The sequence below is a fragment of the Pedobacter nyackensis genome (assembly GCF_900176505.1).
GTDB lineage: Bacteria > Bacteroidota > Bacteroidia > Sphingobacteriales > Sphingobacteriaceae > Pedobacter > Pedobacter nyackensis.
Genome location: NZ_FWYB01000002.1, coordinates 251621 through 273881 on the forward strand (window position 1 = coordinate 251621; position 22261 = coordinate 273881).

The 22261-nt window shown below is 39.8% G+C and carries 16 protein-coding genes; 9 read left to right on the top strand and 7 right to left on the bottom strand.

Features of this window, described 5'->3' with window-relative positions; genetic code table 11:
- Nucleotides 1-3 precede the first annotated feature (3 nt).
- From B9A18_RS05350 to B9A18_RS05360, 3 genes are all read right to left on the bottom strand, one after another.
- The gene (locus tag B9A18_RS05350; RefSeq protein ID WP_084287847.1) at nucleotides 4-480 is read right to left on the bottom strand and encodes an OsmC family protein; all 477 of its coding nucleotides are present in this window, start codon (nucleotides 478-480) and stop codon (nucleotides 4-6) included.
- Between the two features lie 59 nt (nucleotides 481-539).
- Nucleotides 540-3074 (bottom strand): phosphocholine-specific phospholipase C, encoded by a 2535-nt coding sequence (locus B9A18_RS05355; RefSeq protein ID WP_084287849.1) that lies wholly within the window; start codon nucleotides 3072-3074, stop codon nucleotides 540-542.
- Nucleotides 3075-3179: 105 nt separating this feature from the next.
- Entirely contained in the window at nucleotides 3180-4001 is an 822-nt protein-coding gene (locus B9A18_RS05360; protein WP_084287852.1) for an ATP-binding protein, read from the bottom strand.
- Nucleotides 4002-4270: 269 nt separating this feature from the next.
- Between B9A18_RS05360 and B9A18_RS05365 the strand changes: the two genes are divergently transcribed.
- The 4 genes from B9A18_RS05365 (at nucleotide 4271) to B9A18_RS05380 (ending at nucleotide 7665) form a co-directional block, all read left to right on the top strand.
- Nucleotides 4271-5416, top strand: a complete 1146-nt coding sequence (locus tag B9A18_RS05365; RefSeq protein ID WP_084287855.1) for a glycoside hydrolase family 88/105 protein — start codon at nucleotides 4271-4273, stop codon at nucleotides 5414-5416.
- Between the two features lie 79 nt (nucleotides 5417-5495).
- Complete coding sequence (locus B9A18_RS05370) at nucleotides 5496-6776, top strand: PQQ-dependent sugar dehydrogenase (protein ID WP_084287858.1); 1281 nt, start codon at nucleotides 5496-5498, stop codon at nucleotides 6774-6776.
- A gap of 10 nt (nucleotides 6777-6786) precedes the next feature.
- Nucleotides 6787-7236, top strand: a complete 450-nt coding sequence (locus B9A18_RS05375) for a c-type cytochrome (protein ID WP_084288757.1) — start codon at nucleotides 6787-6789, stop codon at nucleotides 7234-7236.
- Nucleotides 7237-7299: 63 nt separating this feature from the next.
- Entirely contained in the window at nucleotides 7300-7665 is a 366-nt protein-coding gene (locus tag B9A18_RS05380; protein WP_159452606.1) for a glycoside hydrolase family 88 protein, read from the top strand.
- A gap of 374 nt (nucleotides 7666-8039) precedes the next feature.
- On the opposite strand, the gene B9A18_RS05390 is transcribed toward B9A18_RS05380, so the two are convergent.
- The 4 genes from B9A18_RS05390 to B9A18_RS05405 are packed head-to-tail and all read right to left on the bottom strand — an operon-like array spanning nucleotide 8040 to nucleotide 14589.
- Nucleotides 8040-9131, bottom strand: coding sequence for a hypothetical protein (locus B9A18_RS05390; RefSeq protein ID WP_084287865.1), 1092 nt, complete (start codon nucleotides 9129-9131; stop codon nucleotides 8040-8042).
- A gap of 3 nt (nucleotides 9132-9134) precedes the next feature.
- Nucleotides 9135-9842: a fasciclin domain-containing protein gene (locus B9A18_RS05395; RefSeq protein ID WP_159452607.1), complete on the bottom strand. Its 708-nt coding sequence runs from the start codon at nucleotides 9840-9842 to the stop codon at nucleotides 9135-9137.
- Between the two features lie 34 nt (nucleotides 9843-9876).
- Nucleotides 9877-11451, bottom strand: coding sequence for a RagB/SusD family nutrient uptake outer membrane protein (locus B9A18_RS05400; RefSeq protein ID WP_144009408.1), 1575 nt, complete (start codon nucleotides 11449-11451; stop codon nucleotides 9877-9879).
- A 12-nt stretch (nucleotides 11452-11463) separates the two neighbouring features.
- Entirely contained in the window at nucleotides 11464-14589 is a 3126-nt protein-coding gene (locus B9A18_RS05405; RefSeq protein ID WP_084287873.1) for a SusC/RagA family TonB-linked outer membrane protein, read from the bottom strand.
- A 403-nt stretch (nucleotides 14590-14992) separates the two neighbouring features.
- On the opposite strand from B9A18_RS05405, the gene B9A18_RS05410 reads away from it, so the two are divergent.
- The 5 genes from B9A18_RS05410 to B9A18_RS05430 all read left to right on the top strand — a co-directional run bounded on the left by B9A18_RS05410 (nucleotide 14993) and on the right by B9A18_RS05430 (nucleotide 22261).
- Nucleotides 14993-15541 (top strand): RNA polymerase sigma-70 factor, encoded by a 549-nt coding sequence (locus B9A18_RS05410; protein ID WP_159452608.1) that lies wholly within the window; start codon nucleotides 14993-14995, stop codon nucleotides 15539-15541.
- Nucleotides 15542-15610: 69 nt separating this feature from the next.
- The gene (locus B9A18_RS05415) at nucleotides 15611-16780 is read left to right on the top strand and encodes a FecR family protein (RefSeq protein WP_084287879.1); all 1170 of its coding nucleotides are present in this window, start codon (nucleotides 15611-15613) and stop codon (nucleotides 16778-16780) included.
- 238 nt (nucleotides 16781-17018) lie between these two features.
- Complete coding sequence (locus tag B9A18_RS05420; RefSeq protein WP_235005239.1) at nucleotides 17019-20225, top strand: SusC/RagA family TonB-linked outer membrane protein; 3207 nt, start codon at nucleotides 17019-17021, stop codon at nucleotides 20223-20225.
- A 14-nt stretch (nucleotides 20226-20239) separates the two neighbouring features.
- Nucleotides 20240-21694, top strand: a complete 1455-nt coding sequence (locus tag B9A18_RS05425; protein ID WP_159452609.1) for a RagB/SusD family nutrient uptake outer membrane protein — start codon at nucleotides 20240-20242, stop codon at nucleotides 21692-21694.
- 99 nt (nucleotides 21695-21793) lie between these two features.
- Complete coding sequence (locus B9A18_RS05430) at nucleotides 21794-22261, top strand: hypothetical protein (protein WP_084287886.1); 468 nt, start codon at nucleotides 21794-21796, stop codon at nucleotides 22259-22261.

Here is a 22261-nt window from a genome sequence, read left to right on the forward strand (position 1 = left end):
CGCTTAGTTGCGTTCTACAATACACTTAGGATTATGCTTAATCGGAAAATTGCAGGAGTTTGCTATAAAGCACATTTTATTAGCCTGCTCATGTAAGGCATTAGCCTGTTCAATCTGCGCTTCATCTGTAATCACCACAACAGGGTTCAATACCACCTCAGAAAAATGTCCGCTCCCATCAGCGTTTTCAAGCATTGTTCCTACCGGCTGGTCTTTGTAATCCATTACAATAATTTCATTTTGCGAGCAAAGATGGAGGTACCACAACATATGGCACGATGATAGGGCAGCCAATAAAAGATCTTCGGGATTATGCTTCGTTTTATCACCAAGAAATGCAGAGTCAGAAGATCCATATATATCCGGCTTATTCTCGATAGAAATAATGTAACTCCTGTCGTAAGACCTATAATCCATTGTTCCAGAGCCTTTATTGCCCGCCCAAGTAAGTGTCGCTTGATATTGATGTTCTTTAGCCATAACTGATCTCTTTAATAGTTTCTACCAATTTAAACATTCTTATCTATCTCGCAAATAATCTATACAATTCCCGCCATAACAGGATCACTAAAGCTTGCTACTCCTGTTTCTACCCTTCCTGCATACCTTTGTTCAAAACGATCTGCACCGGCAACTAAAACACTAAAATCGTACCATCCATGACTACCCTCTAAATCGAGCACCAATTCTTGTGCACTACCGGCGGCAACTTTCTTTTTAATTTCTTTTTTGCCGTACCCATTGTCTTTAACCAACACCTCATAAGCCTTAGCGGCATTGGTATTAATTAATTTCAATAGTACATTCCCGGTCAGTTTTCCATTTGAAACAGCTTCATACACACAAAGCACCCTAAGATCCGGGTTATTATCAATTCCGATAAACTCCCTGAAATAGCCATTCGGTCCATTTACCCGCAAGTGATACTTGCTACCTTCAAAACTGTCAAGCGGCCATTGATAGGTCAATGTATCACCTGCAACAACAGCAAAAGACCAATTCCTGCAAACCTCAGCACCTGCGACATCATTAAATTTCACAGGAGCATAAACTGTAAAAGGGGCTCCCGCAGCACTTTTGCCAAAAACAGCATTACCTGCTTTTAATTTTATTTCGAAATTCTTTTTATCCGCATTAAGTTTACCATCAACATACAATTCGTATGGCAAGGCACAAGATGGACGGATACCTTTCTCCTGCACAGACATTAAGCCGCTACCCCGTGGATTCGCAGCAAATGCAGCGACATCAGCATCAGTTATCTTTTTAAATCCAGATGGATCCTCTTTAAACTTGGCATTATAGATCGTTTCAACCGTAGTATTACGGTCAAGGAAATTAATCTTATCCACTTTTTCACCATTAAAAGGGGTAAACACCGAAGTCAGATCGCCACAAATCGTCCTACGCCAGTCGCTAATGTTTTCTATCCGAATATTTTTGTTCAGTTTTTTACTAAAAAACACTTCCAGAAACTGCAAAGTTGAAGTATGATCAAAAACCTCCGAACAAACCCTTCCGCCTCTACTCCATGGCGAAGCGATCAACATCGGCACCCTGAAGCCTAAACCAATAGGCGCTTCTCTGGCCGCCTTTTCCGGAATCCCTTGTTTCAACTCATTGGACAGCCTTACATACTCTACTTCTGTATCTATTCCTTTAGAAACCAAACCTGTTCCCGGAACTTTAGCATCTGGAATAGAGAATGGTGGAACGTGGTCAAAATAACCATCATTCTCATCATAGGTGGTGATAAAAATGGTCTTCTTCCAAACCTCCGGATTCTTGGTCAGGATATCGAGCACTTCCGAAACATACCATGCTCCATACCATGGTGCACTCGGATGATCAGAAAAGTTCTGAGGCCCTGCCAACCAGGAGACAGCTGGTAATTTACCGGTATTTACATCCTTCCTGAATTGATACAAGATATCGCCCTTAGGAACGGTAACCTCCCGTTTAGTATGACCATCATTATAATTTAATGTAGTGATATTTCTATAATCCGGATCACCAGAATTGATCACAAAGGCACTTCTAAACAAGGTTTTTTGACGATCAGTTAGCTTAGCATATTCCTCCTGACTCCATTTCTTTAATTCTGAAGTCGCATTATCCAGCGCCTCAAGTTTTTTTGTCAGATCCGCGTTTATCTTTTTAGCTGCAGCATCGCTCGTAGGGCTCGCTTCCTGCAGTTTATTAATTTCACCAGGGAGAGTTTCAATTAATTTTTGCAGATTTCTCACGTACCGTGAAGAGAATTTCACATTGTAAGCCGCAAAAAACTCCAGTAAGTTACAGCCAAAGTTACCTAACCAGGCACGTTCCTCCCCCTTATACCCACCTCCACAACTCAAATCATTCTGATAAAACTTCCAGGCTACGTGATTTTCTTCCAGCAATTCAGGGAAGGCCCGCCATGGCAACTTGCCATAACTAAAATCGTCATTTCTAATGTTCATCTTCTGCAAACCATCCAACTCATAACCAATTTTCCCGGTCCAGAAAAAAGACCTGTTTGGCGTAGTGCTGGTCATCGCAGAACAAAAGTTCTGATCGCATACAGTAAAAGCATCAGCCATAGCATAATTAAACGGCAGATCTTCACGGGTATAGTGCCCTAAGGTTAAAGGTATATCACTATACTTTTTATTACCTGATTTTTTGGCTGTCAGCCATTGATCGTATTTTCCTTTATGATAAGCATCAACCTGGCTAGCCCTCGAGTGGGGCAAATCGCCGGTCCAGGTAATTTTAGAATCTTTAATATTTAAGCGGAATGGAGCATAAGTTTCGCCAAGGGCATTCGTTTGCATCCATACCGGTTTTTGATCAGGTAACGTTACCGCTCTTGGGTCGTTAAATCCCCTTACACCCTGTAAAGATCCAAAACAATGGTCAAACGACCTGTTTTCCTGCATCAGGATTACAATATGCTCGGCATCAAGAAAACTACTGCCTAATTTGGGGTCGATGGCCAGCGCCCGCTGTATAGATGCGGGCAGCACAGTAGTTAGCCCCGCCGCGCCGGATAATAACAAAGATTTTTTAATAAACGCTCTTCTGGATTCCATAATTATAACCTGTATGTGTGTTAGCTGATTTGAATAAATCAGGCTCCTAATTTCAAGGTTTTAAATTACGAATCTGAACACTTAATATAAATTCTTTGTTAAGAATTATTTCAGCTGATAGGCCATAACTGACTTTTTGTAAAAAGTAGGGATATATAAAATCCTTTTCACCGGATCGTAACCTAAATCAGCCGTATTCTTTTTCTCTAAATGCGTATCCAGCAGTAAGTCGTATTTACCATCCGCATAAATATAATACACATAACCTCCCCAGCTGGTAAACAAAAAATCGCCTTTACCAATTGGCTCCAATCCATCACCACCATTAGGCAGTTCAGCAAATTTGGTTAGTTTCCTTTGCGCATCAGCCTTCCATACCGTCTTGCCCCCTGCAATAAACAAATCGTCACCAATAACCTTTAGACCATTTACGCCATTTATATTTTCCATATATACAGCAGCCTTATTCTTCTCAATCTTATGGATACGTTTTGTTCTCGAATCAGACACGTATACAATCCCCTTATCACTCACCGCAATGTCATTCAGGAATTTTGCGCTGTCAATAGGTATCTTCAACATCACCTTACCCTTTGCCACATCAATCACCACCACATCGCTTAAATCAGCAGCATACATCACATTTCCAAAGCGAGCCAGTCCCTTTGGCGCATTCAATCCGGTAATCCAATTCAAATCGATCACTTTCCCATCGGCACCAATCTTAGCTATCCCACCTATACCATCCTTATCATTGGGATTATTACCCATTACCGACGTGTACAATACTTTATTTTTAATATCAGGCAATACTGATTCGGGCAGGTTAATCACACTATCTGTTTCCCAAAGCTTTTCCAAACGATGTTGCGCCTTTGCGCTTACAGATAAAGCGACAATAAAAGCTAAACCGAGATACTTCTTCATATGATGTTGGTTTTATGGTTAAACAATTTAACGTTTTTAATTCTAAATGTTGAATACATATCTGCAATTGAACAATAATCAGCTAAAAAACACTGTCCCTATTTAGCCAAGTTCTAAACGATATTACCATTAACAGCAGATTATGGCTCAAAACACGGCCATATGGCAAAAGACCGGAATTAGCCCATTTTCAAAGCTTTAAATAAAAGCTAACTTTAATTACATAATCAACAAACAAGCGAGCAAACGCCGACCACAAAGCAACAATTATGAATAAAAACACTATTTTAGGCATCGTCTGCCTGGCATCTTCCATGACATTGATAGAAAATGGCAGTCTTTATGCACAATCTAAAGATGCTGATTTAAAAAATTGGCCAAAAGGCACCTCCCCAAGGGAGATTGGAACAAAAGTAGCCGAGCATTTTAATGTTACTCCCCATACCAACTTTAACAGAACAACGCCTCCCAAGGTAATAACCTACCCCGAAACCTGTACCTGGTACGGTGCATTAACTTTTGCAAAAGAGAGCAAAAACAAACAGCTCGCTGAGAAACTACAAAAACGATTTGAGCCCTTGTTTGGCGAAGAGGCAAAAATGATTCCTGTGCCTGACCACGTAGATTATAGTGTATTTGGATCAGTTCCATTGGAACTATATATGCAAACTAAAGACAAAAGGTATTTAGATATGGGGATCGCTATTGCCGATAAGCAATGGGGCCCGCCAGAAGGCCCAAGGGTTAAACCTGAATCACATGAATTCTACAATCAAGGCTATACCTGGCAAACCCGCCTATGGATCGATGATATGTTTATGATCACAGCACTGCAAGCACAGGCTTACAGAGCCACTGGCGATCAAAAATACATAGACCGTGCAGCCAAAGAGATGGTATTTTATCTTGATAAATTACAAAGACCTAACGGATTGTTTTATCATGCCCCTGATGTTCCTTATTACTGGGGACGTGGCGATGGATGGATGGCCGTAGGTATGGCCGAATTATTAAGATCAGTACCAAAATCCAATCCTAATTACGATCGGATCATGAAAGGCTATAAAGTCATGATGGCCTCTCTGTTAAAATATCAGGCCGAAGACGGCATGTGGCGTCAGCTGATAGATCATCCGGAATCATGGGCGGAAACCTCATGTACAGGGATGTTTACCTTTGCCATGATTACAGGCGTGAAAAATGGATGGCTAGATAAAGAAGTATATGGGAAATCTGCTCGGAAAGCCTGGCTTAAAGTCATTACCTATATCAACGAAAACAATGACATTACCGAAGTTTGCGAAGGCACAAATAAGAAAGACAGTCTGCAATATTATTTAGACCGCAAAAGAAATATTGGTGATTTACACGGCCAGGCTCCAATCTTGTGGTGCGCAACTGCTTTATTGCGTTAAAAGGAGAGAAAACCAGAATGGAATTAACATTGTTAAATAGACAATCCTAAAAATTCCAAATCCTCAAATAAAAACAACAATGAAAAAGATATTATTAATACCCATTTTACTAAGCGCATTGGCGTTTTTTACCTTATTCGCTTTTAGGGACTCCTCGTTGGGCGGACCTAAACCGGATGCCGACAATGTAGGCTTAAAACTTCCGGAAGGATTTGGTGCTTTAAAGGTAGCCGATATTGGTGCCAAAGCCAGGCACCTTGTTGTTACTCCTCAAGGCATAATCTATGTAAAACTAGCAAGGGTAAAAGAAGAAAAAGGGATCATCGTACTAAAAGAGAATAGTGAAGGTAAAGCTCAGGTTACCGGCGGCTTTGGCAATTACGGTGGTACAGGTATTTACATGAAAGATGGCTATCTCTACGCTTCATCAAACAAAGAAGTATTCAGGTATAAACTAAATGAAAAAAATGAAGTAATCGATCCAAACAACCCAGAAACAATAGTTAAAGGGCTAAAAATGGGCCGTCAGCACGAAACCAAGTCTTTGGTAATGGATAATGATGGAAACATATATGTAAATATCGGAGTACCTTCCAACTCTTGTCAGGAACAAGATCGCGGCTTAAGATCACCTGGCATCCCGGGATGTCCTTTATTAGACTCCGCAGCAGGGATCTGGCAATTTAAAAAAGATAAGCTGAACCAAAGTTATAGTGAAGGAGTACGTTATGCTACAGGGTTAAGAAATGTAGTAGGCTTAGACTGGAACCAACAGAACAATCAGCTTTATGTAATGCAGCATGGCAGAGACAACCTGAACAGCGCATGGCCGGAACTTTACAACACAAAAGAATCAGCAGAATTACCCGCTGAATGTTTGTATGCTTTAAAGAAAGGCGACAATGCAGGTTGGCCATTTATGTATTATGATGGTATTCAAGGTAAAAAGATCGTAGCTCCGGAATATGGTGGCAACAAGAAAAAAGAAGCTGATCCTAAATATCTGGATCCTGTAGTCGCATTCCCTGCCCATATGGCACCTAACGGTTTATTGTTCTATACCGGAAAGATGTTCCCTGAAAAATATAGAAACGGTGCCTTTATTGCGTTCCATGGTTCATGGAACCGTGCACCTGAACCTCAAAAAGGATTCTTTGTTGCATTCCAGCCATTTAAAGATGGTAAGCCTTCAGGCGAATGGGAGATCTTTGCTGATAACTTTGCCGGCACCCCTGAAAAGGCCGCTATGAATAAAGCTGATCACCGTCCATGTGGACTTGCACAAGGTGCTGATGGCTCACTATATGTTACAGACGACTCTAAGGGAACCATTTATCGCATTGTTTACAGTAAAAAATAAAAGAAATATAATGAATAGAGTTTTAATGATCTTATTGATCTTAACAACAGGTGGTATAAAATTATCGGCTCAAACAAAAGGCAAAAACGCACCTGCAGCAAAATCGCAGGTAGTTACAGGAGCGGTAATGGCCAACGGGAAGAAAATATATGGTCAGTATTGCTTAGCCTGCCATATGGCTGACGGTGGTGGTGTACCAAACATGAATCCACCACTTAGTAAAACTTCTCATGTATTGGGCGACAAAGAAAGACTCATAAAAGTAATTCTTAACGGACTTGCCACTGGTGAAGAAATAGACGGAGAAACATATACCAACATTATGCCGCCACATAATTTTCTGAAAGACCAGGAGATTGCGGATGTACTATCCTACGTTAGAAATAGCTTTGGAAATAAGGCAGGAGGAATTTCTGTAGGAGAGGTTAAGGCTATACGCGCTAAAAACATAAAAAAGTAAATATGAAATATTCATTCCTAATGGTCGCTTTAATGGGATCAAAACTTGTCTTTTCACAGGAAAGTGATACCGAAACCATTACCCGAAAAGTGGGATCCAACTGGCTTATGGCACCAATTGCTGGATAAACCGGATTCATACCTGGAAACGTCCGTGACCGCTATGTACATTTACACTGTAGCACATGCAGTAAATGAAGGGTGGATCAGTCCAAAATACATTACAATCGCAAATGAGGGATGGAAAGGTTTGGCAACTAAAATTACACCAGATGGTCAGATGCAGGACGTTTGTATAGGAACAAACATGGATGAAGCACTTAAATTTTATTACACCCGCCCTACCGAATTAAATGATACACACGGCTTAGGTGCCTTCTTGCTAGCTGGAACTGAAATGATAAAGGCAGAAAAGAACAATAAACCTTAATTAATTCTATAAAAACATTTTTTTAAGCTCAGTACAAAAAAGCGCCAATGGCAAAACTTTTTGTACTGAGCTTTTTATTTGATCCAAAGCTTAAGCTATTGAGCATTAAGCGTACGTTTCCCTGCTTTGCACTAGCCACATCATTAACCACAATAACCCAATCTGTCGCCCCATTTCGCAATACAAAACTCCCGGGTGATATATTGTCCCCCAAACTCCCCAACCACCAACACCCCTCTTTTTCAAACCCGTGCAACCTATATTACCGCCAAAAGGCCGTAAATAAGATGGTGTATCATATTGATAGCGAAACTTATCGCATAAAAAAAGCCGGAAAGCATTAACTTCCCGGCTAATAAACATAAACCAGACAATTATTTAACTATAGTACCGTCGTTATTGATATACAAACTATTAATTACACCCAGGGTTCCTTTTTCAGTGGTATTTGCTTTTCCAGGATAAGCTATTTGGAAGCGTAAACCCACAGGATCTTCAAAACCAGGATAATTAGCTTTGCAGTAATCTAACCATTTTTTGATACCATCACTTGTCACCCACAGATTTCCATCAACATAAGCGGTAAAGATATTATTGGCATCAATTGCAAAAGCAAGCGTTTTTTCCACACCATCGCCGGATCTAAAGATCGGATTTCTACCCTTTATTGGATTGATTAGTGTTTGAGGAGCCGGCAGTACCGCACCAGCTACACTAAATTTCGATATTCCTGATGAAGGCGTAAATGTTTCGTAACGGAGCTGAAAATTATCTTTAGTTGCAGGATCTACAGTTGGCCAGTATTCCCATCTGATCTCTCTCATGAAAGGATAGTCCGTATGAGTCCTGGGCTGTTGAAAAAAGATCGAAACGATAATTGGCTGATCCGCGCGAAAGAAACTTTTCCACCCTAACCTTGTACTCAATGAGAATGGTATTTTTAATTCTGCAAGATTCAGATCCCTTTTTATAATTGCAGTTTTATTAACTGTATTGGCAGTAATTTCAATTGTACTCTTCAATGGATCTGCGTTAATAACCTTAACTGGCGCATCAACTACATCAGACGTACTCCAGCCATTCCCATCAAAGGTGAACCTGCTTTGAAACTCATCGAAAAAATATTTGGTTACTCTCATGGTTGTTGAGCGCTCACTCGTCTTCCCATCCAAATCTGCCTTTGCTGTCACGGTATACTCCCCAGCTTTAACAGGAGCTATCCACAAATTCTCGAATAAATTTTGTGTACGCCAGCCATCAAAGGTTCCTCCTGTAGCAGTCCACTTATAAGATACCGTAGTATTGTTACCTCCTTGAGTTCCGGCCCATACTTTTACTTTTTCACCAAAATAAAACTCCTCACCGGCCTTACTTAAAGTTACAATTTCAACCTTTTCTTCTTTCTTGCACGATACTGCAACGATGCAAAGTATCATGAATATGCCTGTATGATATAACTTTTTCATAGTCTATTTAGTATTAATGATATCTGATCTTTTTGGCTGAGTAATAAATCTCGTCATTACGTGAATCACTCCATTTGTAGCATGCAAATCCGGTGTACGCGGTTTCAGCTTGGCAATTACTGGATTCAAATAATTATTGATAAACAATCCTCCATCGCGAGTTGGTTCCATCATCATGTATACTTTTGCTGAATCATTGGTAGAACTTAAAGCATAGGTATCAACCCATTTGTTTCCTCCTTTACCTATCGCATCAAAATCCTGAGCTCCCTTTAATACATGATATCTAAGCATATTTGCTATCCTGTCAACCGGATACTGACTCCATGCTGATCCTTTAACAGTTTGATTATAGGTCGGACTTGTTGGATCCTTATCTAAGAACTTATTCAAAGAAAAGTAGCTATTTGCATCCTCAATATTTGTGGTCGCATTGTTATGGAGCAGCAAATACGTATTTCCACTTTGGGTATAGAGTTGCTTTACATCCTTATAATTTGGGTCCTTATCTACATATTCAATCGCATCTATCATCCCCGAAAACATATCCGGTCTGGAATTCATGAAATCGACTACACTCATATGTACGTTACTATCGTAATGTGACGGCTCATACTTCTCGTTTTTCTGCAGCGGCAACTTTTCGCAGGCAGCAAATGCCATACACGATATAAGAATTGCAGGCGCGATCAATTTTTTAATAGTTTTCATATTAATATTTTCTAGTTGTACCAAACTGTTAATCTTATTCATCATATGGAGCATTTTGATCGCCCAACAATTTAGGGTTAGCATTAAATGCTGCAGAGTTAATCGGAAAAAGAATCCTTCCTGCATTTACTCCTTCATACTTAGCAGCATTTCGTCCTCCTAATATTGGATTCATAATACTGGTCAGGTATTGATAACCATTCGTATAATCGTATATGGTTCCGATTCGGCATAAGTCGAACCATCTTTTCCCTTCACCCAGTAATTCATACTGTCGCTCTGTAAGGATCGTTCTTTCGATACCTGTTGTCAGATCTCCGGTATAATCGGTAAGTAATGCCTTAACCGTATAACCCACCCTCGACCGCACAGTATTTACAATGTCCAGCGCCTCTTGATGTCTTGATTTATGCGCAAGCGCCTCAGCCCTTAACAACATAATATCTGCGAAACGATAAATAGGAATTTTCACAGAACAATCACCATTGGCAACATATTCAAACTGTCCGCCCAATTGATTATCGCTCCTTTTCGCACTTGGATTAAAAATAGTGAACTTTCCAAAACCACCTACTGAAGAAGTATAGTCACTTACCGTTTTAAAAGAAACCGAGTCAAAACTGGTGTAATAACGACCGTCCGCTGGTTTAGTTGGGTCAGCAGGATTAGTCCGCTCACGAAGCTCCTGGAATATTTTAGGCGTCATCATGTAATTGTTGGTATTCGAACCTGAAGCAAATCTCGAACAAACACCAACACCACCACCACGCTCTAAATTGTCCCAATAAAGGTTAAAGATTGTTTCAGTTGATGTAGCAGGATCTGTAAACATATTTTTCCAGCTTTGGGCATTCGTTACCCAGGTACAACCACTTTCGGTAATACAACTCTGAGAAGCAACCAGTGCTTCATCATACTGTTGAAACCACATGTAAACATCAGTTTGCAATGCATAAACTGCTGCTTTTTGCATATTATACTTATTTGTCTTAACGCTGCCAATGTTTTTCAAGGCAAGATTAATATCGTCAAGAATTCTCTTCTTAATATCAGCAATCGGCGATCTAGGGAACTGTGTTGGCTGGCCATAAGTTTCAAGAGGCTCCGTTAAAAGAGGCATCCTTCCCCAAACCCTAAGTCCATAAAAATACATTAATGCCCTTAATCCATAGCACTGACCTAAATAATCAGTATAAACGGCACTTCCACCACCTACATCCTGACTGATCATTTGAGGATAGTATTTTATCCCATAATTACACAAAGAGACTGTAGTATAAAGGTTCGACCAACTGGTTGCTCCACCTATATCAGTATCACCTGCTGATAGTGAATTGTTTAAAAACTTTGTCTGTGATGTCCCTGTACCGGCGCCTTTGATATTGTCCGAACGAACTTCACCCCAGTCAAACCAGTTGGTATTTAAGGTAGTCTGCATAGAATTATATATACCCGCCATCCAGGCATCTGCATCCGATTTATCCTTCCAGAAACTATCAGGCGTAATAGTCGAAACCGGATCAACCTGCAAAAACTTTTTACACCTGGTGTTGGTAAGCATAACTAATAAGCCCCCAAGCAGTATTATTGTAAATCTTATTCTTTTCATGATCTCTTTCAATTAAAATGTTATACCAAGGCCCACACCAAATTCTCTTCTACGCGGGTACTGTCCATTATCAAGTCCTGGCTTAAGCACGCTATTTTGTTTTACTTCCGGATCAAAACCTTTATAGTTTGTCCACGTTAACAAGTTAGTTCCATAAACATATAGGTTTAGGTTTTGCATGTACATTCTCTTAGCCATTTTTGATGGAATCTGATAGCCTAACCTTGCACTCTGTAACCTGATAAATGATCCATCTTCCAAATAGTAGTTATTAGTTCTTCTGATGTTATCCGCAGTTTTATCACCGCCGTTATAAGAATCCGTAATCTGTCCTGGATATTTATGCATATTCAGGATAAAATAGGGCTCCGGTGTTGTATTACTATTAGAGAAAGATGCTGTATTTCTTCTGTTATCGTTGTAAATACTGTTACCAAAGTTTCCATATAACGAAACTGATAAAGAGAAGTTTTTATAAGTGAAATTGTTGCTCCAGCCCAGGCTCCATCTTGGTTGCCCATATCCGGTTACAATTTTATCTTCAACCCCAATGTTGCTATTCAAATTACCGTTTGCATCAGGTTTGTTCGACCAGATTACATCACCGGCTTTTGAAATCGTACCATTGGTTGTCAATTGTTTTGGAGTTCCTACATATGGAGTTCCATCAGGGTAAGTATAGCCCAACAAGGTTGGCTGCATTGTCTTAGATATGATTACATTACCTTGAGCATCTCTCTGAAACTGAGGAATCAGCCTGGTTTTGAAATCATCCGTGTAAGCATTAGATTCATCATACGAATAAATACCAAGGTACTCGTAGCCAAAAAAGTTACCAGCCTCTTTACCTTCTCCAACCAACCAGTTATCATCTACATAATCACCACCCGGTAAGCTCAGGATTTTATTCCTTACCATCGACCAGTTGACAGAAGTTTGCCAGGTAAAATTTCTTGTTTGAATAGGATATCCTGAAACCATCAACTCGACACCCTTATTCTGCAAAGAACCTGCGTTGATCCTTGCCTTACCGGGGAAACCAACCTCCAAAGCCAGAGGAGCTTCATACAACAAATCCGTAGTTTTCTTGATATAATAATCTCCCACAAAACTCACTTTACCACTTAAAAATGTCAAGTCCAAACCAAAGTTTGTTTGCGTAGTTTCTTCCCATTTCAAGCTGTTATTACCTAATTTGGTATTGGTTCGCACACCACTTACGCCATTGTAGTAATAAGTTCCAAAAACAAATTGCTGGACAGCATCAAAATCACCAATCTCCTGGTTACCTGTGATACCCCAACTTGCTCTGGCTTTGGCATCGGTTAAAACGCCTTTAGACCATTTCATGAAACTTTCGTCGCTGAACCTCCAGCCTGCCGAGACAGCTGGGAAATAACCCCATTGATTCTCCTCTCCAAATACAGATGAACCATCTCTTCTCAATGAAGCATTCAACAAGTACCGGCCTTTATAGTCATAACCAACCCTTCCAAAGAAGCTCAGCAAAGCTGATCCCGATCCTCTGGTATAGATATCACTTAAAGTAAGTTCACCAGCCGCGTTTAATGTGTGTACATTTTCACTTACAAAACGCTTACCTGCAATATTTATCTCATCCTGGTTATTTCTTTCGAAGTTCATACCCACAAGGGCGTTTACATTATGATCCTTGCTAAAGGTTTTCTTATAATTAAACAAGGCATTACCCTGAGTTCTGATCGGAATCTTAGTTTCATCGCTACCGGTACTGATAGCCGTGTTTTCAAGCAACTTAGAATTAAACGTTGTATTTCTTGAAAGTTGAATATCTGCTGATGCATCAGCATGAAAATTTAATGCCTTAGTGATCGCAAAGTCAAATCCCTGGAAAAGAACGCCCTTATAAGCCGTTGTTAAATTCTCACGCAAATAGGCTTCAGCGATCGGGTTTTTACGCCCACCACTATCGTAAATATAATCACCATTAGGCAAAAACAAGGTTTGTTGTGGTCCCCTTTGTAGTGCCTGCTGTATTACTTTACCTTCGTTGATGTTATTTCTATTCTGATAACTAAAAGTCAATTGAGAAGTAAGTTTAATCTTGTCAGACGGAGCGTACTTTATATTGGTACGCATGGTAGCACGTTTATTAAAACTCGCAAGGATAACACCCTGCTCATCCAGATACTGTAAACTGTTATAATAATTTAACTTAGGTGTACCTCCACTCATAGAAAGACTCACCTGATTGCGAATACCTGTTTGAGTAATCAAGTCCTGATAATCATTATCTGCATTTTTATTGTATGCTGTAGAATCATCCGGATGCGGATCAAGACTAATCTTAGAGCGTTGATCAAACATCTGGCGCTGTAAACGGTTAGATTGCGGTATTCTTCTGGAGATGTTACTGTAACTTCTCAAATAATCAACATTGATGATTGGTTTGCCATCTTGCCCTTGTTTTGTTGTGATGATAATAACACCGTTAGCAGAACGCGAACCATAAATAGCTGCGGACGCAGCATCTTTAAGGATGTCTATAGACAATACATCTTTTGGATTAATCGAAGAGATATTTTTCATTGGTACCCCGTCCACCACATAAAGCGGCTTAACTCCCTCATCAGAAAGGGTCGACATTCCGCGTATGGTGATATCACTTTCATCACCAGGAGCACCCGAGCCGGTCATTACCCTTACTCCCGGCGCTGCACCCTGGATGGCATCAAAGATCGAAATTGGTTGCTTTTCATCAATTGCCTTTGCGCTGATCGTGCTGATCGCCCCAGTTACATCTTTTTTCGCCTGGGTTCCATACCCCACTACAACTACTTCGTCCAGATCAGATAAAGAAGGTATCAGTTTTGGGCTAATTGAACGCCTGGAACCAACAACTTCTTCTTTCTTATTAAAACCGATATAGCTAAATACCAATACGGATTCTGCATTTGGTACAGTAATCGAGTACTTACCATCGCTTCCTGTTTGCGATGCAGTCTTTGTACCCTTTAACTGTACACTTACTCCAGGAATCCCCTCGCCCTTATCATCGGTCACAGTCCCTGAAACCTTGATCGTCTGAGCATATAGCGAAGCTGTTGTAAACAGAAGCGCAAACATGCTCATTACTATTTTTAGTATAGTTTTTTTCATATTTATTCTTTAAAATAAAGCTGTGTCTATTTAAAATAAAATTCGGGAGAAAGCTCCTCGTCGTACAATTCTTATAAATTATACTTGCTCATTATAATTGTTACACATCAACAATTTTTCTAAAATGAGTGCACCTGTAAAAATGCGTCTAGTGGGGAATTAAACTTAGATTTGTCATACTTGGCTGGTTAGTTTAATAAATAAAATTTTGGTTAATGCAATTGAAGAAAAATTAGATGAAGATTGCTTAATCAAATTAGCCTACTTGTGTCTCATTTTGGCATGCCAAAATGCAATCAGAAAAGACTCAATAATCTTCCAACTTCTTCTTTCAGTTATTTTTTAACCTTGTAATGCTGCCCCATAAACCCTACTTTAGCCAATTCATTCATCATCAATTGAATTGTCGGAACAAACACAACATATTGCCTATTCATTCGAAGAATTGTTCAGAGACAATTATGCAAAATTGTGTCATTTCGCAATTCAATATTTAAAGGATGGCGATGTGGCAAAAGACATTGTACAGGAGGTTTTTGTTACCTACTGGAACATGGACGAGTGGACGGATTATAACACAGCATCCAGCACTGCATTTTTATATACATCAGTAAGAAATGCCTGTCTGAATAAATTACGAAGACAAAAACTGGAACATGGTTTTTTAAATGATCAGGAAGCAGATCCTTCCGAAGATGCGATCGCTCTAAATTCAATGATCCGATCGGAAGTGATGACAGAACTGCACAAGGTGATCACTACTTTGCCTGACAATTGCCAGAAAATCTTCCGCATGGGTTATCTGGAGGGGTTAAAAAACCCTCAAATTGCTGCTGAGCTCGGCATCAGCATAAACACGGTTAAAACGCAGAAAAAAAGGGGGCTACAGTTACTAAAAACGCGTTTAAATCCCGATTTCTTTGCTATTATTTCACTCTTCCTTCTAAAATAATCAAATTATTTAAAAATAATTCAGGTTTCTTTCACCCCTTTTTGTTTTTCAGGTTTCTTATAGATATCTATGGAAACGCAAAACAATTTTAAACGCACGTCAGAACTCATCATTAAGTTCCTGAAAAAAGAACTATCTGTTCAGGAGGAGAAAGAGTTTCAACAATGGCTCAACGCTTCGCCTGAAAACACTGCACTTGTGGAATCATTCCGCAACACTACACATGTACAAAAGGAAATTAATTATTTGAGCGCGGTAGATATTAATCAAGGCTGGGCAGATGTTTCGAAACAAATTGCTGTTAAGCCGACAAAAACATTAGCATGGAGTAAAATACTACGGTATAGTGCCGCAGCAATACTGATTGTCAGTGTAGGCTTTGGAGTTTATACCTTTAATGCAAAAATCAAATCAGGGAATAATGAAACTGCAGCGGTTCACGACATTATGCCGGGAAGTAAAAAGGCTGTGCTTCAGTTGGCCGATGGGTCAGTTATCGACCTGAGTGATGCCAATCTATCTTTAGTCGGTAAAAATGGCAAACCAACTATGTGGGCAAAAAAAGGAGTACTGGCTTTCAATCCCGAAGAAAATAGAAATAACCGAAAAGGCTATAACCTGCTAAAAACCCCCAGGGCTGGTGAATACAAAATGATTCTTCCTGATGGCACTAAAGTGTGGTTAAATGCCGTATCCTCACTACGCTTTCCTACCAGCTTCAATAAAAGCGAGCGCAGGGTAGAACTTACCGGCGAGGCTTACTTTGAAGTTGCACACAACAAGGATATGCCCTTTAAAGTTGCGTTTAATAAAACTGAGGTAGAGGTATTGGGTACACATTTTAACATCAGCACTTTTAGTGGCAAAAGTAAAACTACTCTGATTGAGGGTTCAGTAAAAGTAACTGAAGGTGGCAAACCACAACTGTTAAAACCAGGCGAAGAAGCTGTGGTAAACAATGGTGCTGTAAACATCCATAAGACCGACACCTACAAATCAATAGCCTGGAAAGAAGGTGCATTTTATTTTAAAGAAGATCTGATGACCGACATCATGAACCAACTGTTCAGATGGTACGATGTTGAAATTATTTACAAGGGAAATCCTGACACCAAAAGATATAGCGGAAATATTCGCCGACAAGCCACTTTAAACCAGGCGCTGGAAATGTTGAACGCTGTAAGTGGAACAAAATTTAGTCTGGAAGGCAGAACTGTAACCGTAGACTTTAATAAATAAAAACTAAAACCTAAACCACATGAAATAAACCTTTACTAACCCCAGAAATTTAAACACAGACATAAAAAATCCGGGAACACTGCAATGTTCCCGGACAAATTGTGTGGCTGTATTCATTTGATCGTTATCGAATTCAATCAATTTTTTCAAAACCAACACGTACAAAAATATGAAACAAATCCTTCTCGGCAAGTGTGCGGGAAAATACAGGTCATTTAATAGAAAACTACTATTAGTTATGAGGTTAACTATTTCCTTGTTAATAATGGGCTGCCTGGCTGTACAAGCTTCAGGTTATGCCCAAAAAGTAAACCTATCGGTGCGTAATGCAGGAATAGAAAGTGTATGCTTAGATATTAAAAAGCAGACAGGCTTCTTTTTCCTTTATGATGCTGCTGTCCTGAAAAAATCAGGAACCGTTAGTCTGGAACTTAAAAACGCAGATCTGAAAGATGCTTTAAAGCAAATGACTTCCGGAAAAGCGCTTGCTTATAAAATCATTGATCAGACTGTGATCATTTCTGAAGCGAATACCAGTAATCCGACTACGCTTGAAGATATCATAGTTAAAGGAACTATAAGATCAAAAGAAGGTCCTGGACAGTCTGACTCAACACTTCCAGGCGTGGTAATCACCGTAAAAGGCACCAAGAAAGCAGTGGCAAGTAGTAGCGATGGAACTTATGCTATCCAGGCGCCAGCCAATGGCACACTGGTATTCTCTATGATTGGTTATGGAACTAAAGAGATAGCCATCAATGGAAATAAAACAATTGATGCGGTTATGGTTGAGGCTGCCGGCGAATTGAATGAGGTGATTGTTACCGCATATGGTACATCAGAAAAAAAAGAAAATCAGATTGGAAGCGCATTTCAGGTAACCAGCAAAGAGCTCGCACGTAAACCATTGGATAGAATAGACAAGTTACTGGAAGGTCTTGTTCCGGGCCTGCAGTTCGGGGTTCAAGATGGGGCAGACAATACGAGCAGCAACAGAACCAGATACCAAACCACAATCAGAGGAGAGGCCTCTTTTGGTGCCTCAACCGAACCACTATGGGTATTGGATGGAATCCCCTTAAATACGGGTAGTGAGAACAATTTGATTCCCGGGGTAAATACAAGTATCAGTCCTTTAACCTATTTAAATCCAAATGATATCGAATCTGTTGTAGTGCTAAAGGATGCGACTGCTACATCTATTTACGGGGCAGACGGGTCAAATGGGGTAATATTGATTACAACTAAACGGGGAATAGCTGGCAAAAGAACCTTGAACTACAGTCTTAGGACAGGTATTAACCTACTCAACAACAACCGCTTTCATGTCCTGGATGGTAATGAATACAGGGAATTGTATAAAGAATCTTACAGAAACAATCCCGCTTTAGACCAAACTAAAGATCTAGACCAGCTTTTGGGCCCGACAAGCACAGACTGGTACGATGTATACTTTCGCAATGGAATAACGATGCAACATGATCTTTCTTTTTCTGGAGGCTACAAAAACACCAGGTATTATGTTTCTGGCGCTTATTATAATAATGAGCCCATTATGATGAAAAATCGTACGCAAAGGCTTTCCAGCAGGATAAATATAGATCAAAAGGTCAATAAATCAATTGACTTGTTTTTAAGAGTAGGGGCTTCACATAACATCAATAACATGTTTAATCCGGGTGATACTTATTATAACAACAGACCGGTAGACAGTCCTTATAACCCCGACGGTTCTTATGTTATGGCCTATTACAATAAGCTGACTGATGCTATTTACAATGACAATTCTCAGAAAACAAATGTTATTGATGGAAGCATAGGTGGTACGATAAAGCTCTTACCGGAGCTTACTTATACGACCACGAATGGCATCAACTACAATGGTATAAAAGAATATATGTATAGCTCTATGTATGCTTTCAGCGACCGGGGTACAGGTGAGGCATTATTTGGGAAAAGCAGAAGCTTTAACTGGAATAGCCAGCACCGCCTTAACTTCAATAAAACCATTAAGCAACATGAGTTTTCTGCTTTACTTGGTGCTGAGGCAAAAAGTGATGACAGAGAATCAAGTGCATTAACTGGATCGGGTTTTGATGATGATAACATAAGGGATCCAAACTACGGTAAAAAAATTGTTTCCACCATTTCTGGAGATGAGAAAACAGGTTTATCCTATTATGGCCAATTCCGTTACACCCTATCTAATAAATATAGTTTATTGGGCAGTTTCCGTCGTGATGGCAATTCCGATTTTGGTACAGATGTAAAATGGGCAACATTCAATTCTGTTGGGGCTGCGTGGACCCTCAGTAATGAGGAATTCTGGAAGATAAAACAGATCAATTTTGCTAAACTTAAGTTAAGCTATGGTACAAACGGAAACTCGAGAATTGGCGCTTACAAAGCTAAAGGAATCTATCGTTTTACCGATAGCTATACTTATAACGATGGACAAGGTGCGATTATGGTTACCGGAGAAAATCCTGCATTATCTTGGGAGACCACCTATTTAGTGAATGGGGGAATCAGTTTAGGTTTCTTTAATAAAATCTCCATGGAGGTCGAGGTTTATCAAAATACCACAAAAGGAATGCTGGACCAGGTTGATGTGACCAGGACAACAGGCTTCACTTATATTCTGCAAAATGTGGCTTCGGTAAGGAATAAGGGTATAGAAATGAACTTAACAAGCAAAAACATTGAGCATAAAAACTTTGCATGGTCAACAACATTCAACATTTCCCGCAACAGGAACAAAATCCTTAAATTATATAACAACAATACCAAGGTACTGGACAAAACCATCAGGGAAGTAGGAAAAGATTCAAAGACCTTTTATTTGGTACGCTGGGCAGGTGTAGACCCACGTGATGGTGCCCCACTTTGGTATGACACTCGAGGCAATATCACCAGATCCTTTGATCTAACCAATAGAGTTACAGTAGGCACATCAACACCCGATTTTTTTGGAGGAATGATTAATAACTTTCAATATAAATCTTTCAGTCTCTCTGCTCAGTTGATTTACAATGTTGGAGGTTATGCCTTCAGCAACCTGCAAAGGGACGCGGAATCTGACGGGCGTAATCTTGCGGCTGACAACCAGTCGACCAACCTGCTGGATCGTTGGAGAGAGCCGGGAGATTTAAGTAACATTCCCAAAACCGTATTGGGCGAAAATGCCAATAATGGCCGTAACTCTACCCGTTTTTTACATAAAAAAACCAGTCTGCGTTTACAAAACGTCAGCGTAAATTATAGCCTGCCCGAGCAGTTCATCAAACGGATCCACCTCTCCAATGCCAGTGTTTACCTACAGGCAGATAATGTTGGTTTCTGGACACCCTACAAGAGTGCATCAGACCGTAACGATTACAAAAACTCATTCAATCCATATCCACAACCACTTGTTCTTTCATTTGGTTTAAATGTTAGTTTATAATGTTAAAAATTGAGATGAAAAAATTCAGCTATACCATCGTCTTTGTAGCCATAGTGTGCAGCACATTGATTTCCTGCAAAAAATTCCTTGAAAAAGAACCCATTGGCCAAACAGGAAAAAATACCTTGTTCGAAACTGTTGATGGCGCTAAACTGGCCATCAACGGCTGCTACTATTCTTTATTAAATTATTACAGTAATGAATTTGGCATGTATGCCGACGTCACTTCCGATAACTTGATTAGCAGAACCAGCGCCTCAGTAATGCTGCCACAGTTTAATTTTCAAAGCACCGTAAGTGATGATGAGCTGGCAGTTGGACACATTTGGCTAAACATTTACGAAACCTTAAACAACGTAAACAATCTACTGGAGGCCGTCCCAACACTAAAAACAAAGTTCCCTAATCAAGTAAAAACGCTCGATTCTATCAACGGACAAGCATTGGCGATGCGGGCGTTATGCCATTTCGACTTAAGCAGGGTTTATGCCCAACCTTATAATTATACTTCCGACGCCTCGCATTTAGGTATTCCGGTATTGCTAAAAACGCCAAGTCCGGGTCAACAGATTTCCAGGAAAACAATGAAAGAAACCTATGATCAAATTATTCTGGACCTGAATAATGCTTTGCCTTTACTACAACAAAATGTTAACCATACTACTCAGGCGGCGATTAGCTACCATGCTGCATTGGCTTTGCTTTCAAGAGTCTATTTGTACAAAGGCGACTGGGCACAATGTATTGCAACGGCAAATCAGGTAATTGCCGACAATGGTTACCAGCTTGCAAACGCCAACAATTACAAATCGATGTTTTTAACTACTCAGTCGGCTAACGCCAATCCTAAAATTGAAAATATTTTTCAACTGACTAATGTTAGGCACAACAATTCTTCAACCTCTGTTTACGTTGTATTTTCTGATGCTGCCGGAGCTCAATATAGTGCTTCAGCAAAAGTGAAATCGCTATATGACAGTGATGACATCAGGTCAGCTCAAATGTTTACGGTACCTGCTTCAGGATTAAACGCTGGAAAATCTTTAACAACTAAGTATGGCAATGGTACCGTAACTACAGTACCCCCTCCGCTCATACAAATTATCCGTTTATCAGAAGTTTACTTAAATCGTGCCGAGGCAAAATGGAATTTGCAGCGATATACAGAAGCAGCAGAAGATCTGAGCATTATTTCTAATAGAGCACATCCAGGCAGAACTATTACCATTACTTATACTTCAAGTAGCGACCTATACAAGCAAATTGCAGACGAGAGAAATCGTGAGCTTTGTTTTGAAAACCATCGTTTTTTTGATACCATAAGGCGTAAGGAAAACCTCCTTAGAGGTGGCGATTGTAATTCCAATATATGCGGCCTTACTTACCCCAATGACAAATTTGTTTTGCCAATTCCAACCAAAGAAGTAGAGGCCAACAAGGGTATGATTCAAAACCCTGGTTTTAATTAATTATTGATTTATGAAACACCATGAGGATACTGCTAACAAACAGCAAGAGTATGCTCATGATAGCTTCATAAGCTTTAAAAACAATAAATACTGATAAAAATGAGACACAAAATAACATATCTCTTGACAATAACCGTTCTTCCAGCCATCCTGATTATATCGTCCTGTAAAAAAGAGACTACGGCCTATGACAACCCTTTCTTTCACATCATGATTGACAATAAAGCGGAGGTTGAAGTATTGGCTAACCGTAAGGATACTGTTGACTATAAGGTTTATCTAAGCGCACAACTACAGTTTGAGCCTATCGATGTACAGTATGAAGTTAAAATTGGTGACGGCTTACAAGATGACCGTGACTTTAAATTACTTACAACCGGAACAAGCCTTAATTTTCCACAGGGAATTTTTGAAAGACCAATTAGAATTGCATGGAAAGAGTCTGTACTTGATCCAACAAAGGACAATACCATTACCATCCGTTTGATTAGTAATAGTAAAAACTTTACAATGGGTCTTCCTGGACCGGATAAGCTTCAAAAACAACTGGTAATCACCAAGAAATAA